The sequence below is a fragment of the Actinoplanes oryzae genome (assembly GCF_030757795.1).
Lineage (GTDB): Bacteria > Actinomycetota > Actinomycetes > Mycobacteriales > Micromonosporaceae > Actinoplanes.
The window spans coordinates 1-13,861 of sequence record NZ_JAUQWH010000085.1 but is presented as its reverse complement, the minus strand read 5'-3'; the positions used below and the strand labels follow the sequence as shown (position 1 = coordinate 13,861).

At 73.3% G+C, this 13,861-nt stretch carries 17 protein-coding genes; 13 read left to right on the top strand and 4 right to left on the bottom strand.

Annotated elements, in window-relative coordinates; genetic code table 11:
* Positions 1-51 precede the first annotated feature (51 nt).
* The 3 genes from RBH18_RS25365 to RBH18_RS25355 all read left to right on the top strand — a co-directional run bounded on the left by RBH18_RS25365 (position 52) and on the right by RBH18_RS25355 (position 2,465).
* Entirely contained in the window at positions 52-441 is a 390-nt protein-coding gene (locus RBH18_RS25365; RefSeq protein WP_306212077.1) for a DUF3224 domain-containing protein, read from the top strand.
* Between the two features lie 44 nt (positions 442-485).
* Positions 486-1,325 carry a MerR family transcriptional regulator gene (locus tag RBH18_RS25360; RefSeq protein ID WP_306212076.1) on the top strand — a complete coding sequence of 280 codons (840 nt, stop codon included), beginning with the start codon at positions 486-488 and terminating at the stop codon, positions 1,323-1,325.
* Positions 1,326-1,520: 195 nt separating this feature from the next.
* On the top strand, positions 1,521-2,465 hold the full coding sequence (locus tag RBH18_RS25355) for a LacI family DNA-binding transcriptional regulator (RefSeq protein ID WP_306212074.1): 945 nt from the start codon (positions 1,521-1,523) through the stop codon (positions 2,463-2,465).
* Here RBH18_RS25355 and RBH18_RS25350 read toward each other — a convergent pair.
* The 3 genes from RBH18_RS25350 to RBH18_RS25340 form a co-directional block, all read right to left on the bottom strand.
* Positions 2,462-3,322, bottom strand: coding sequence for a deoxyribonuclease IV (locus RBH18_RS25350; protein ID WP_306212072.1), 861 nt, complete (start codon positions 3,320-3,322; stop codon positions 2,462-2,464). The genes RBH18_RS25355 and RBH18_RS25350 overlap by 4 nt on opposite strands.
* Positions 3,313-5,271 (bottom strand): Stk1 family PASTA domain-containing Ser/Thr kinase, encoded by a 1,959-nt coding sequence (gene pknB, locus RBH18_RS25345; protein ID WP_306212070.1) that lies wholly within the window; start codon positions 5,269-5,271, stop codon positions 3,313-3,315. Before pknB ends, RBH18_RS25350 begins: the two co-directional genes overlap by 10 nt.
* 144 nt (positions 5,272-5,415) lie before the next feature.
* Positions 5,416-6,201, bottom strand: a complete 786-nt coding sequence (locus RBH18_RS25340; protein ID WP_306212068.1) for a hypothetical protein — start codon at positions 6,199-6,201, stop codon at positions 5,416-5,418.
* 78 nt (positions 6,202-6,279) lie between these two features.
* On the opposite strand from RBH18_RS25340, the gene RBH18_RS25335 reads away from it, so the two are divergent.
* Genes RBH18_RS25335 through RBH18_RS25325 form a run of 3 tightly spaced genes read left to right on the top strand, consistent with a single transcriptional unit; the run spans position 6,280 to position 7,403 of the window.
* Positions 6,280-6,630, top strand: coding sequence for an Rv2175c family DNA-binding protein (locus RBH18_RS25335; RefSeq protein WP_306212066.1), 351 nt, complete (start codon positions 6,280-6,282; stop codon positions 6,628-6,630).
* Positions 6,631-6,954 carry a lycopene cyclase domain-containing protein gene (locus RBH18_RS25330; RefSeq protein ID WP_306212064.1) on the top strand — a complete coding sequence of 108 codons (324 nt, stop codon included), beginning with the start codon at positions 6,631-6,633 and terminating at the stop codon, positions 6,952-6,954.
* Positions 6,951-7,403 (top strand): lycopene cyclase domain-containing protein, encoded by a 453-nt coding sequence (locus RBH18_RS25325; protein WP_306212062.1) that lies wholly within the window; start codon positions 6,951-6,953, stop codon positions 7,401-7,403. Before RBH18_RS25330 ends, RBH18_RS25325 begins: the two co-directional genes overlap by 4 nt.
* Here RBH18_RS25325 and RBH18_RS25320 read toward each other — a convergent pair.
* A complete protein-coding gene (locus RBH18_RS25320) occupies positions 7,284-8,330 on the bottom strand; it encodes a polyprenyl synthetase family protein (protein ID WP_306212125.1) in 1,047 nt (348 codons plus the stop codon). The two genes, RBH18_RS25325 and RBH18_RS25320, sit on opposite strands and share 120 nt — an antisense overlap.
* Before the next feature lie 67 nt (positions 8,331-8,397).
* Here RBH18_RS25320 and metF point away from each other — a divergent pair, with 67 nt between their 5' ends.
* The 7 genes from metF to RBH18_RS25285 form a co-directional block, all read left to right on the top strand.
* Positions 8,398-9,297, top strand: a complete 900-nt coding sequence (metF, locus tag RBH18_RS25315) for a methylenetetrahydrofolate reductase [NAD(P)H] (protein WP_306212061.1) — start codon at positions 8,398-8,400, stop codon at positions 9,295-9,297.
* Complete coding sequence (locus RBH18_RS25310) at positions 9,279-9,944, top strand: CDP-alcohol phosphatidyltransferase family protein (protein WP_372338983.1); 666 nt, start codon at positions 9,279-9,281, stop codon at positions 9,942-9,944. Before metF ends, RBH18_RS25310 begins: the two co-directional genes overlap by 19 nt.
* 132 nt (positions 9,945-10,076) lie before the next feature.
* Entirely contained in the window at positions 10,077-10,520 is a 444-nt protein-coding gene (locus RBH18_RS25305) for an HNH endonuclease (protein ID WP_306212057.1), read from the top strand.
* Positions 10,521-10,705: 185 nt separating this feature from the next.
* Positions 10,706-11,182: a MarR family winged helix-turn-helix transcriptional regulator gene (locus RBH18_RS25300; protein ID WP_306212055.1), complete on the top strand. Its 477-nt coding sequence runs from the start codon at positions 10,706-10,708 to the stop codon at positions 11,180-11,182.
* Between the two features lie 40 nt (positions 11,183-11,222).
* On the top strand, positions 11,223-12,443 hold the full coding sequence (locus RBH18_RS25295) for an MFS transporter (RefSeq protein ID WP_306212052.1): 1,221 nt from the start codon (positions 11,223-11,225) through the stop codon (positions 12,441-12,443).
* Positions 12,440-12,913: a hypothetical protein gene (locus RBH18_RS25290; RefSeq protein WP_306212050.1), complete on the top strand. Its 474-nt coding sequence runs from the start codon at positions 12,440-12,442 to the stop codon at positions 12,911-12,913. Before RBH18_RS25295 ends, RBH18_RS25290 begins: the two co-directional genes overlap by 4 nt.
* Before the next feature lie 41 nt (positions 12,914-12,954).
* Positions 12,955-13,861, top strand: a 907-nt coding sequence (locus tag RBH18_RS25285) for an MFS transporter (protein ID WP_306212049.1), incomplete at its 3' end; no start/stop codon positions are given.

The window sequence follows — 13,861 nt, the reverse complement described above, 5'->3', positions numbered from 1 at the left end:
CTTCGGCGGATGCCGGGACGGAGACGACCGCTTTCTTGAGATGCTGATCGCATGACAACCCGCGCCACCGGCACGTTCACCACGACGATCGAGCCGCTGTCCAGCGACGACGACACGCTCGGCCGGATGCGCGTCGAGAAGGTCATCCAGGGCGACCTGGTCGGCTTCGGGCGCGCGCAGATGCTGTCGGTGGGCACGCCGATCGACGGCTCGGCCGGCTACGTCGCCCTCGACCACATCACGGGTACGCTCCACGGCCGCAGCGGCACCTTCGTCCTCCAGCACTCGGGCGTCCTCGACCGCGGCGCCGCCACGCTGACGGTGACCGTGGTGCCCGACTCGGGGACGGACGAGCTGCTCGGGTTGACCGGCACCTTCGAGATCGACAACCGGGGCGCCGAGCACCACTACGTCTTCACGTACGCACTCGAGCCGCGCTGAGCTGTTGACTCTGACACCGTGTCAGGGCCCAGGCTGAGTGGACCATGTTCAGTATCGGAGAGTTCGCCGGCCTGGGCCGGGTGTCGGTGCGCATGCTGCGCCACTACGACGCCATCGGCCTGCTGCGTCCTGCCCATGTCGAGCCGCACAGCGGTTACCGGTATTACAGCGCCGCGCAGCTGCGGACGCTCAACCGGGTGACCGCGCTGAAGGATCTGGGGTTCACGCTCCAGCAGGTTCAGGTGCTGCTCGACGAGAAGGTGGACGTGGCCGAGCTACGGGGGATGCTGCGTCTGCGCCGGGCCGAGCTGGCCGCGCGGATGCGGCAGGACACCGCACGCCTGGCCCAGGTCGACGCGCGGCTCCGCATGATCGAGAGTGAGGGCCACATGGACACCGGAGATGTCGTGCTGAAGAGCATCCCGCCGCTGCGGGTGGCGCAGCTGTCCGCCACCGCGGCGGGCTACGACCACCCGACGTCGATCACGGAGAATCTGACGCCCCTCTATCCGCGCCTGATGGAGCTGATGGAGCAGCACGGGGTGGCGATGACCGGTGCACCGCTCGCCTGGTACGAGCCGGCGCCGGCCGGGCCGGGCGACGAGACCATCACCGCGTACGCGGCCTTCCCGATCGGGGCGGCCGAGGTGAGCCCGGACGCCGGCTTCGACGTCGTCACGCTGCCGCCGATCGAGCAGGCGGCGACCGCGCTGCACCACGGGCCGATGTCGGAGGCCTTCCGGACCGGGCAGAAGATCGCCACCTGGATCGACGACAACGGCCACCGGGCGGTCGAGCCCGGCTTCGCCCGCGAGGTCTATCTCGACTGCCCGCCCGGCGAGTTCGACAAGTGGGTCACCGAGATGCAGGTCCCGATCTCGTGAAGGGCCACCGCTTGCGGTCCTGACGGATCGGGGCGCGGGGCAGCGCCGACTCGTTCTCCCGCCGGCTCCGGCGGGTCGCCGTCATCCATGCGACTGGTTCCATGGCTTCTCCTCGGGCGAGCCGTTAACGTTAACGTGAACGCTAACGGCCCTCCCGGGGAAAGGTCAAGGCATGCGCGATAGGCTGCGCACATCGTGGAGAAACGGCAGGTCACGCTGAAGGACGTCGCCAAGGCGGCCGGCGTCTCGCACCAGACCGTCTCGCGGGCGATCAACGACAAGGGCGAGATCGACCCCGAGACGCGGCGGCGGGTGCTCGAGGTCGCGCGCGAGCTGCGCTACCGGCCGAGCCGCTTCGCACGCGGGCTGGTGAGCTCCGGCACGGTCACGGTCGGGCTGCTCGTGCGCGAGGTCGTGAACCCGTTCTTCCCCGAGCTGATCGCCGGGGTGCTGGCCGCCGCGGACGAGCGGGGCTGGCAGGTCGTCGTCGCGAGCAGCGAGAACGACGAGCGGCGCGAGGCGGCCACCGTCGCCTCGCTCGCCAACCAGGTGGACGTCCTGATCGGCTATCTGATGGGCCCGGCGCCCGAGGACGGCGTCCCGCTGGTGGTCATCGGCCGCGCCGGCGCCGACATCGACGTGGACGCCGAGGGCGGCGTCCGGCAGGCGCTGCGGCACCTGCTCGACCGCGGGCACCGGCGGATCGGCATGCTCGACCTGCCGCAGCCGTGGGGCCGGCGCGAGCCGTTCCTCGCCTTCGCGGACGAGCACGGCCTGCCGGTCGACGGAAGCTGGGTCGTCGACACCGAGTCGGTGGACCCCGACGGCGGGGCGGCCTTCGAGCGGTTGCGCGCGGCGCACCCGGACGTCACCGCGGTGCTCGCCTACAACGACGTGATCGCGATCGGCGCCCACCGTGCCGCCCGCCGCCTGGGAATGCGCGTCCCGGACGACTGCGCGTTCGTGGGCTTCGACGGGCTGACCATCGGCGAGCTGCTCGACCCCCCGCTGACCAGCGTCGCCATCGACAAGCGCCGGATGGGCGAACTGGCCGTCGAGCAGGCCGAGCGTCTTCTCGGGGGAGAGCGACCCGGGAGGATCGTCCTGGGGACGACGCTCGAGGTGAAGGGCAGCGGTTAGCCCCGCAGGCCCTTGAGCAGGGCGATGTCGGCGGCGTGGCCCTCGTGCTCCTTGGTCGGCGTCTCGACGATGATCGGGATGCCGTGCGTGGCCGGGTGGGCCATCAGCTCCGCGAAGGCCGCCGCGCCGATCGTGCCGGCGCCGATGGTCTCGTGCCGGTCGCGGGTCGAGCCGCAGGCGTCCTTGGAGTCGTTGGCGTGGATCAGCATGAGCCTGTCCCGGCCGACCGTGGCGACCAGCGAGTCGAGCGTGGCCGTCATGCCGCCCGGCGCCGCCAGATCGTGCCCCGCCGCCCACGCGTGGCACGTGTCGAAGCAGACGCCCATCCACGGGTGGTTCTCGACCGCCGCCAGGTACGGGCCCAGATCCTCGACCTTCGACGCCAAGCTCCGCCCACCGCCCGCGCTCGGCTCGACGAGCAGCTTCGGCAGCCCTTCGCCGGCGGCCACGTCGAGCAGCGGGAGCAGCGCCTCGCGGAGCTGGTGCATCGCCTTGTCGTCGTGCGCCGGGTCCACCGAGCTGCCCGCGTGATAGACCACCGCGGTCGCCCCGATCGCCTTGCCGCGGCGCAGCGCGTGCTCCAGGGTCTCCACCGAGCGCGTCACGGTCAGCTCGGTGGGGGAGCCGAGGTTCACCAGCAGCGACGCGTGGATGTAGGCGGGCAGGCCCCGCTCGCCGCACCCGTCGCGGAACAGCACGTCCTGCTTCGGGTCGCCCGGCGGCAGCGCCCAGCCGCGCGAGTTGGAGACGTAGACCTGCACCGCCTCCGAGCCGGCGGCGTCCGCGTACGGCAGCGCCGCCTTGGCCAGGCCCCCGGACGTTCTGGTGTGGGACCCGATCGGCCGGCTCACAGACAATTCAGCACGACCTCGGTCTGGGGCGCCACCTGGCTGTTGCCGCCCGGGTTCTGCTGGAACACGTTGCCGTTCTGGTTGAACTGGATGCGCACCCGCAGGTTCATGCCCTGCAGCGTCTGCGCGGCCTGCTGGCAGTTCTGCCCGGTGAGCTCCGGCACGGTGACGAACGGCGGGCCCTTGCTGACCTCGAGCTTGATCTCGGTGTCCTTCTCGACGCCGGTGCCCGGGGCGGGCGTCTGGCCCAGCACGGTGCCGGCCGGCTCGTCGCTGTCCTTGACCTGCTCGACCACCTGCAGGCCCTGGCCCTGGAGCTCGGCGCGGGCGTCGTTGATGTTCTTGCCCTTGACGTCCGGCACGCTGATCGGCGCCTTGCCCTTGCTGAGCACGACGGTGACCGTGTCGCCCGGCTTGGCCTCCGTGCCCGCCTTGGGGTCGGTGGAGATGACGGCGCCCTCGGCCACGTCGTCGCTGTATTTCGGGGTGCCCTCCTTGTAGACCAGCTTGGCACCCTCGATGTCGCCCTTGGCCAGGGCCTTTTCCTTCTCGATCACGTCCGGCACGGGGTAGCGCTCCGGGCCCAGCGAGAGGACCAGCGTGATCGTGCCGCCCTTGGCGATGCGCTCCTCGGCGGGCGGCTGCTGCTCGAGGACGACGTCCTTGGGCACGTCCTCGCTGTAGCGGCCCTGCCCGATGACCACGCCGAAGCCCTGCGCCCGGGCGGTCTGCTCGGCCAGCGTCTGGGTCGCGTTGACCAGCTGCGGGGCCTTGGTGAAGCGCCCGGCGGTCAGCCACCACGTGCTGCCGGCGATCGTGAGCACCATCGCCGTGATCGCCGCGATGAGCAGGATCCGGCGCCGGTCGCCGAAGCGGCCGGTGGGCTCGGGTGGCTCCGGCTCGGCGTAGCGCCGGGCCCCGGCCGCCCGGCGGCCCTGGTCGGGCAGGCGGGCCCAGGAGGGCCGGTCGCCGCCGACCGGCGGGATGACCGAGGTGACCTGCGGGACCAGCGCCGTGGCGTCGGCCGCCGGCGGGCGCGGGGGCACCTGGCGCAGCAGGGCGGTCTCGACGTTGGCCGCGCCGAGGTCGTCCCGGACGACCTGCACCTCGGCGAGCAGCGCCCCGGCGTCGGTGGGGCGGGCGCCGGGGTCGCGGCGGGTGGCCCGGGCGACCAGGTCGTCGAGCGCGGTGGGCAGGCCCCGGACGATGCTGGAGGGCGCGGGCACGTCGTTGTCGACGTGGCGCCAGGCGATGTCGACGGGCTCGCCGCCGTCGTAGGGCACGCGCCCGGTGAGCATCTCGAAGAGCACGATGCCGGCCGAGTAGACGTCGGTGCGCGCGTCGGCGTGCCCGTCGGTGACCAGCTCGGGTGCCACGTAGGCGACGGTGGCCATCAGCTGGCCGGAGTCGTCGGAGGAGCTCGCCTCGACCGCGCGGGCCAGCCCGAAGTCGGCGACCTTGACGACGCTGTCGACCAGGTTGGCCAGGCCGCCGCTGGGCGCCTCGGCGACCAGGACGTTCTCCGGCTTGACGTCGCGGTGGACCAGGCCGGCGCGGTGGGCGGCGGCGATCGCCGAGAGCATCTGCTCCAGGATGGCCAGTGCCTCGACCGGATTGAGCCGGCGGCGCTGGGTGAGCAGGTCGCGCAGGGTGCGGCCCTGGACATACTCCATGACGAGGTAGGGCAGGCCCTGGTGGCGGCCCTGGTCGTAGACGGCGACCACGTTGGGGTGGGTCAGCCGGGCGATCGTCTTGGCCTCGTCGGTGAAGCGGTCGACGAAGTGCACGTTCGTCGCCTGCGACGGGTGGATGATCTTCAGGGCGACGGTGCGCTCGAGGCGGTCGTCCACGGCGGTGTAAACGGTCGCCATGCCACCACGGGCGACGCGCCCGGTGATCCGGTAGCGCCCGTCAATCGTCGTGCCGATCAACGCGTCGGCGACTGTCGTGTCCATCGGCGTGAAGTGTATGTGCCCTTCGCTGAGTGGCGGACCAGGATGTCACAGCTGAGACCGAACGGGTATGGCAACCAGGGCAGAATTGCGTGAATTGCCCGCGACGCCGGCGCGTCGCGGGCGGCTATGTCGCGAAATATCGGATCAGTCCCGGCGTGCGTGTCGTGCCCGGCGACCGTCGTGCCGCCCGTCCCCGGCCTCGTCGGGCTCGGCGGAGGAAGGATCGTCCGTCGGCTCCGCGGTGGGCGACTCCGTGTCGCTCGTGGACTCGGTGGGCGTCGGCTCCGGCGGCGTGACCGGCTGGTGGGTCGGCGCCGCGGTGGGCGTCGGCACGGGCGGGGTCAGACAGTCGCACGGCGTCGGCCCGGCGGGCGGCGTGACGGCCCCCTCCACCTTGGTGGGACGGGTGCGCGGCGGGGCGGCGGCGCGCGTGGTCCGCCCGGGCAGCGCGGTGGTGGCCGCTGTGGTGGGGATCACCTGGATCGCGTCGGCGAGCGGCTCCTGCACCAGCGTGGCGCCCGGCTCCGCCGAGACGGCGGGCAGCTCCGGCGCCGACCCGTGGCCGATCCCCTGGTTCGAGTGCACCGCGCCCGGAGCGGCCGCCGCCAGCGGGTAGGGCTCGGCGCCCGGCTCGTCCCCGCCCAGCGCGCCGATCCCGTTCGACACGGCGACGTAGCTGCCCCCGGCCCCGGCGACCGCCAGCGTGCCGATCGCGGTCACCGTCAGCAGCCGGCGCCGCGCGTGCTCGTGCGCCGGCGCGGTCCGCAGCCCGGTGACGCCGCCGAACGTGCTCAGCCCGGTGGAGGTCACCTCCTCGCGCACGGCGTGCCGGGCGGGCAGACCGGCCGCCGGGTCGGGGCGGTTCATGTCGTACTGCAGGGAGCGCCACGCGCCGGCCATCTCCGTGCGGGTCTTCCGCCACAAGGTCATCGCGACTCTCCTGTCTGCCGGACTGCGAAAGGGGAACTCGGTTGTCACCGGGAGCAAGGGGCGTGGCACGCTGGTCGGGTGACCGATTCCGTGACCAAGGGCCCTGCCGAGTGGGTCAATCTGCCGGACGTGGCAGAGCGCCTCGAGGTGTCGATCAGCAAGGTGCACCAGATGATCCGCGACGGCCACCTGCTGGCCGTCAAGCGCGACGGCATCCGGGTGGTGCCCGCCGAGCTGGTGGCCAACAGCACCGTGCTCAAGCACCTCCCCGGCGTCCTCACGTTGCTCCACGACGCCGGGTACAACGACGAAGAGGCCCTCGGGTGGCTCTACGAGCCCGACGAGACCCTGGACGGGTGCGGCGCCGTGGCCCTGGGCGGCGACCGGGCGCGCGAGGTCAAGCGGCGCGCGCAGGCGCTCGGCTTCTGAGTGCGCCACTTCTCGTACCTTCTCGTGCTCGCCGGCTGCCTCGTCTGCGCGGTGTGGCTGGAGCCGATCTTCAAGGTCAACGTGTTCCGGCGGTGGCGGCGGCTGCTGCTGACGCTCGTCCCGGTGGTCGTGGTCTTCGTGCTGTGGGACCTGGGCGCCATCGCGGCGGGGCACTGGACCTTCGACCCGGAGCAGACCACCGGCGTGCTGTTCCCGGGCGGCCTGCCCCTCGACGAGGTGCTCTTCTTCCTGGTCGTCCCGATCTGCGCGGTGCTGGGCTTCGAGGCGGTCCGGGCGTCCCTCGGCAAGGGCGACGACGAGTGACGTACACGGCGGCGGTCCTGATCGGGGTGCCCGCGGCGATCCTCGTGGACCTCTTCGTCCTGCGGACCGCGCTGGTCAGGAGGGCCGTCTTCTGGGCGACCTACCCGATCATCATCGTCTTCCAGCTGCTGTCCAACGGCATCCTGACCGGCCGGCGCATCGTGATCTACGACCCGGACGCGATCGTCGGGCTGCGGATCGCGTACGCGCCGGTCGAAGACCTGTTCTTCGGGTTCGCGATGATCCTGCTCACGCTCTCGACGTGGGTGTGGCTCGGGCGCCGGGGCGTACAGCGCACGCCCCGCGCGGGAGAGGGCAGCAGGGTGCTGTCATACCTGGCGGCGCGTCGCGGCGTCCGCCAGGGCGACCAGGACGGTCCGGGCCTCGGCGTCCAGCTCGACGGCGCCGAGCGCGGCGAGCCCGGCGGCGGTCAGCGCCGCGATCCGTGACTCGGTGCGGTCGAGGGCACCGGTGCCGGTGATGATCTCGCGCAGCCGGGCGACGTCCGGGGCGGGACTGCCCAGGCCGGCCTCCAGCTCGGCGCGCTCCGCGGGGCCCGCCGTCTCGTAGGCGCTCGCGATCAGGTAGGTCCGCTTGCCCTCGCGCAGGTCGTCGCCCGCCGGCTTGCCGGTCACCCCGGGGTCGCCGAAGACGCCCAGCACGTCGTCGCGGAGCTGGAACGCCTCGCCGAGCGGCAGACCGTACCCGGAATAGGCCTCGGCGACGGCCCGGGGCGCGCCGGCGAGCGCGGCCCCCAGCAGCAGCGGGCGCTCGACCGTGTACTTCGCCGACTTGTAGCGGGCCACCTTGCTCGCCCGCGCGGCGGTCATGTCGCCGGTGACCGGGCTGAGCACGTCGAGGTACTGACCGACGGTCACCTCGGTGCGCATCTCGTCGAACACCGGCCGCGCCCGGACCAGCGCCTCCAGGTCCACGCCCGCGGCCTGCAGCAGCTCGTCCGACCAGACCAGCGCCAGGTCGCCGAGCAGCACCGCGGCCTTGTCCCCGAACGCCTCCGCGTCGCCCAGCCAGGCCGCCGTGGCGTGCCGGGCGGCGAACCGCTTGTGCACCGACGGCTCGCCGCGGCGGGTGTCCGAGCGGTCCATCAGGTCGTCGTGGATGAGCGCGGCGGCCTGGACCAGCTCCAGCGCGGACACCGCGGCCACCACCTGGTCGCTGTCCACGCCGCCGGCCCCGCGGAAGCCCCAGTACGCGAACGCGGGCCGCAGCCGCTTGCCGCCCCCCAGCACGAAGGCCTCGAGCGCGTCCGCCACGTCGGCCAGGTCGTCGTCGATCGCCAGCAGCCGGGTGCGCTGCCCGGCGAGAAAAGCGGACAGGGCCTTGTCGACACGGGGGCGCAGGCCCGCACGGTCCAGCAGGGGAGTCACCAGCCCAACCTAGCGGGTCGAGCCGGGCTCGACCCGCAGCCGGTAGGGTGGGCGCGTGGCTCTCGGTCTCCCCTCCCGGCTTCCGGCGACACCGGCGATCGGTGACCTCCTCCAGGAGCCGGGGCCGACGTTCTCGTTCGAGTTCATGCCGCCGAAGACGCCCGAGGCCGAGCAGCTGCTCTGGCAGACCATCCGCGAGCTCGAGCCGCTGCGCCCCGACTTCGTCTCCATCACGTACGGCGCCGGGGGCAGCACCCGCGACACCACCGTCGACGTGACCGAGCGCGTGGCGACCGAGACGACGCTGCTGCCCATGGCCCACCTGACCGCGGTCGGCCACTCCGTCGTCGAGCTGCGCCACGTGATCGGGCGGCTGGCGGGCGCGGGCATCCGCAACGTGCTCGCCGTCCGGGGCGACCCGCCCGGCGACCCCACGGGCGAGTGGGTGCGGCATCCCGAGGGAGTGCGCTACGCCGAGGAGCTCGTCCGGCTGCTCAAGGAGTCGGGGGACTTCAGCGTGGGGGTGGCCGCGTTCCCGTACAAGCATCCCCGCTCGGGCGACGTCGACAGCGACACCCGCAACTTCGTCCGCAAGTGCCGGGCGGGCGCCGACTTCGCCATCACGCAAATGTTCTTCGAGGCCGGCGACTATCTGCGGCTGCGGGACCGGGTGGCCGCGGCCGGCTGCGACACCCCCATCGTGCCGGGCGTGATGCCGGTGCTGCGGATGGGCACGATCGAGCGGGCGGCCCAGCTGTCCGGGGCGCCCTTCCCGCCGGCCCTGCTGGCGCGCTTCGAACGGATCGCGGACGACCCCGCCGCCGTCCGGGAGCTGGGCCTGGAGCTGTGCGCCGAGATGTGCCGCCTGCTGCTCGACGAGGGCGTGCCGGGGCTGCACTTCATCACCATGAACCGCTCCACCGCCACCCGTGAGGTCTGGCAGAAGCTGCGGTGAACTGGCCTCAGTACGCGGACGCCTGGTCGGCGCTCCACGGCGGTTTCGACCCGCGCAAGGCGTCGCCGGTGGTCCGCGGCTGGGTCCGGCTCGCGTGGCGCGGCGGCAGCCTCGCCGGCCGGCTCGGCATCGGCCCCTCCGGCGTCACCACGCTCGGCCTGCTGCTCTGCGCCCTGGTCCCCTTCGTGCCGCTGCCCGCGGCCGCCGTGCTCGTGCTCCTCGCCGCCTTCGCCGACGCCCTCGACGGCGCCACCGCCGTGGTCACCGGCCGGGTCACCCGCCTCGGCTACGTCTACGACTCCGTCGCGGACCGCCTCGGCGAGCTCGCCTGGCTCGCCGCCTTCTGGGCGGCCGGCGTCCCGGGCCCGCTCGTCGTGGCGGCGCTGGCGATCAGCTGGCTGCACGAGTACCTGCGGGCCCGCGCGACCGCCGGCGGCATGACCGAGATCGGCCTGGTCACCGTCGGCGAGCGCCCGACGCGAGTCTCGGTCGCCATCAGCGGCCTCGTGATCGCGGCCGTCGCGGGCTGGGTCGCGCCGGACCTCCAGCGGGGCGTCGTCCTGGTCGCGGTGATCGCCTGGCTCACGCTGGGCGTCGTGGGCTTCGCCCAGCTGGTGTACGCCGTCCGCCGCGCGTTAATGCGTTGATCCATCCCCCCGGGCGTCCTACCTTTTGTCCCGTGACGCTTCGCCGGGACGACAGCGGGGGCTGCTGAAGGCTCCTCCCTTCGTGCTGCGCGCGTGTCGTCGCGTGGGTCGAGCACAAGGGAGGTGACCCGCATGAGCGTGGTCCTCGTTCTCAACGCCGATTCCGGGCCGCTGCACCGGGTCAGCGTCCGGCACGCCATCCGCATGCTGTTCCGTGAGGTCGCCGTGGTCGAGGAGGCCCGGGCCGACGAGCGCATCGGCGTCTTTCCCGTGCCCACGATCATCCGCCTGGTCAGCTATGTCGTGACCCGCTGGCGGCACAGTCACGGCCCGGCGTGGTCGCGGGGCGGCGTGCTCAATCGGGACGGCCGGCGCTGCGCCTTCTGCGGCAAGGCCGCCTCCACGATCGACCACGTCCTGCCGCGCTCGCGGGGCGGGGCCAACAGCTGGACGAACACCGTCGCCGCGTGCGGACGCTGCAACCAGCGCAAGGGCGACCGGACGCCGGAGGAGGCGCGCATGCCGCTCCGCTTCCGGCCCGCGGCGCCGAGCTGGGCGGAGGCCGCGGCGCTCTGATCGGCGGCCGGCGGGCGGGGCAGGACACGGGGGCCCGCCGGCCGTCATCCCTCCGCTCGCCGCGTGCCGAGGAATCAGGGGCTTGACCTCGTGGGCCGGGGCGGTGGTCCACCGTTTTCCATCAGGGGCGGTCGGGGTGCCGTAGCAATAATTTGAGCGATCGCTCAAAGGGTTACCGTGGGGGCATGAGTTCCGCACCCGAGCGCACCGCCCGCGACGTGACCGGCCTGCTCAACTCGGCGGGGCACGCCCTGTCCCATCGGCTCAACGCCGCGCTGGCCGAGGTCGGGCTCACCGAGAAGATGCAGTGCGTCCTGGTCCACGCCCTCGAGGAGGAGCGCACGCAGATCCAGCTCGCCGCGCTGGCCGATCTCGACAAGACCACGATGGTCGGCGTCGTGGACGAGCTGGAGCGCCGCGGGTTCGCCACCCGGCAGCCGTCGCGTACGGATCGCCGGGCCCGGATCATCGCGGTCACCGAGGCGGGGCGGCAGGCGGCCGCGCGGGGCCAGGAGGTCGTCGACCGGGTGCACGTGGAGGCGCTCGCCGGGCTGTCCGACGAGGTGCGCACGGTGTTCGTGCAGGCACTGGCGCAGCTGGTGGACGACAACCGGGAGGCCGGGCCGAAGGCGGTGCGGCGGGCGCGGCAAGCCGTCCGCTAATAGATAGTCCGCATCCGAACCATCTGCTACGGTCGGATGCATGGTCTCCTCCCGTCGTACCGCCGCGCTCGCGGTCCTGTGCCTGACCGCGCTGATGATCGTGCTGGACAGCACGATCGTGGCCGTCGCCCTGCCCGCCATCCAGGCCGATCTCGGCTTCTCGGACGCCGCCCTGTCGTGGGTCGTCAACGGCTACCTGATCGGCTTCGGCGTGGTGCTGCTGCCCGCCGGGCGGCTCGGTGACCTCGTCGGCGCGCGGTCCGTCCTGCTGGCGGGCCTGCTGATCTTCACCGTGGCCAGCCTGGGGTGCGGGCTGGCGCCGGCCGCGGGCTGGCTGGTCGCCGGCCGCCTCGTGCAGGGCGTGGGCGGCGGACTCGCCTCGGCGGTGATCTTCGGGCTGATCGTCCGGCTCTATCCCGAGGCGCGCGGCCAGGCGCGGGCGCTGGGGGTCTACAGCTTCACGCAGGCCGGGGGCGCGGCACTCGGGTTCGTCGCCGGCGGCCTGGTCACCGAGGCGGCCGGCTGGCCCTGGATCTTCCTGGTCAACGTCCCGATCGGCGCGATCGCCCTGGTCGCCGGGGTGCGCGTCGTGCCGCGCGAGGCGGGCGCCGGGGTGCGTACCGGGCAGTCGGTCCTCCGCAGCCGGCGCCTGTGGGCCGCCCTCGCCGCCACCGTGCTCATCTTCGGGACGGGCATGGGCTTCCAGTACGTCAACGCCCTCTACCTCCAGCGCGTCCTCGGCCTGGACCCGGTCACGACCGGTCTCGCCTTCCTTCCCACGCCGATCGTCATCGGCGTGGTGTCGCTCGTCGTGGCGCCGCGGGTCACCGCCCGGTTCGGGCTGCGTACGGTCCTCACGGCCGGCCTCGCCCTGATGGCCGGGGGGCTGCTGCTGCTCTTCCGGATGCCGGCCGACGCCACGTACGCGATCGATGTCCTGCCCCCGCTCGTCGTCATGGGCCTCGGCGTCGGCGTGGTCATCCCCGCGATCATCATGCAGGTCATGCGCGGCGTCGCCACGGCGGACACCGGCTTCGTCTCGGGGCTGGCCAACACGGCACAGCAGGCGGGCGGCGCCGCGGGCGTGGCGATCCTGGCCCTGGTGGCGGCCCGGGTCACCGAGAGCCAAGGGGCGCTGCGGGACGGGTACTCGGCGGCCTTCCTCGTCGCCGGCGCCTTCGTGATCGGCGCGCTCGTACTGACGCTGCTCGGCCGGCGCCCTGTCGCGAGCGAGGAGGTCAACGTAACGTTGACACGGTGATCCCGGACCTCGACCAGCTCGCCGAGATCGGCCCCGCCCGGGCCCGGCTCGACGAGCGCGAGCTGGAGCTGATCGACCGCGCCCGGCAGGCCGGCGCCACCTGGGCGCAGGTCGCCGCGGCGCTCGGGCTGGCCAGCAGGCAGGCCGCTGAACAGCGCAGACAGCGGCTCGTCGGCGCCGCGCGGGCCCGCCGCCACGACCTCGACCTGCGGTACGCGCACAGCATCGTCGTCCTCCGGCAGGCCGTCACCGACCTGCACCGGGCCATCGCCGCCGACCGGAGCTGGACGAGTCGCTTCCCCCGGGCCGCCCTCGCCCGCGCGACGGTCGCGACCGCGCTCGACGCCCCGCCGGGCGGGCTGTATTCGCTGGCCGGCCAGGCCGTGGACGACCTGCGGGCGGGACGCCTGCCCGGGTACGTCCGGCTCGCACTCCGCAAGGTGGAGGCCGCCCTGTCAACGACCGATTGACAGCTTGCGCCTGATCGACTCAAGTCCCGACGATGGCGCCCATGCCTCGCAACGCCACCCTCTTCGTCGCCGTCTCGGTGCTGTCCGGCTTCGGCAGCAGCGCCATGGCCCTGGTCGGCGGCATCTGGATCCTCGACCTGACCGGCTCGCCGGCGCTCGCGGGCCTGACCGGACTCTGCGTCTACGCGCCCACGCTCGCCGGCCCCTGGCTCGGCGGGGCGGCCGACCGGCTGCCCCGCCGCCCGCTGGCGATCGGCGCGAACCTGTTCCTCGTGGCCCTGCTCAGCCTGCTCCTCGTCGTCCGCTCCCCGGCGGACGCATGGCTGATCTACGTCGTCTCCACCGGGTACGGCCTCAGCTACGTCCTGCTCGACGCGGCCGAGTCCGCCCTGTTGCCCGCCGCCGTGCCGCCCGGCGACCTGGGCGCGGTCAACGGCTGGCGCGCCAGCGCGCAGGAGGGCATGAAGCTCGTGGCCCCCCTCGCCGGCGCCGCGCTCTACACCTGGCAGGGCGGTCATGCCGTCGCCGCCCTCAGCGCCGCGCTGCCCATGATCGGTGCCGTCCTCTACGGCCTCCTCCGCGTGCGGGAGCCCGGCCGGTCGCCGCGCCGCCGCGAGAAGATGGCGCTTCCCGCGTCACCCGAGCTCCGGATCACTGTCCTCGTCGCCGCCGTCGCGATCGCCGTCTCCGCCCTCGCGACCGCGCCCCAGTACGCCGTCGTGACCCGCGACCTCGGGCTGCCCAGCGCCTTCGTCGGCGTGCTGACCAGCGGCCAGGGCGCGGGCTCGATCGTGGCGGGCCTGCTCGCCGGTCGGGTGATCGCCCGGCGCGGCGTGGTCTTCCTCGGCGTCGCGGGTGCCCTGGTCCATGCGGCGGGGCTGCTGCTCAAGTGTCTGCCGTGGACACCGGTGGTCGCGCGGCGGAGCGGCGGGCCGGACGGAGGAGGAG

What these genes read in the sequence shown, in the direction of transcription:
- RBH18_RS25365 (WP_306212077.1), top strand. Translation starts at nt 52, where the DNA reads ATGACAACCCGCGCCACCGGCACGTTCACCACGACGATCGAGCCGCTG.
- RBH18_RS25360 (WP_306212076.1), top strand. Translation starts at nt 486, where the DNA reads ATGTTCAGTATCGGAGAGTTCGCCGGCCTGGGCCGGGTGTCGGTGCGC.
- pknB (WP_306212070.1), bottom strand. Translation starts at nt 5,271, where the DNA reads ATGGACACGACAGTCGCCGACGCGTTGATCGGCACGACGATTGACGGG.
- RBH18_RS25340 (WP_306212068.1), bottom strand. Translation starts at nt 6,201, where the DNA reads ATGACCTTGTGGCGGAAGACCCGCACGGAGATGGCCGGCGCGTGGCGC.
- RBH18_RS25305 (WP_306212057.1), top strand. Translation starts at nt 10,077, where the DNA reads ATGAGCGTGGTCCTCGTTCTCAACGCCGATTCCGGGCCGCTGCACCGG.
- RBH18_RS25300 (WP_306212055.1), top strand. Translation starts at nt 10,706, where the DNA reads ATGAGTTCCGCACCCGAGCGCACCGCCCGCGACGTGACCGGCCTGCTC.
- RBH18_RS25295 (WP_306212052.1), top strand. Translation starts at nt 11,223, where the DNA reads ATGGTCTCCTCCCGTCGTACCGCCGCGCTCGCGGTCCTGTGCCTGACC.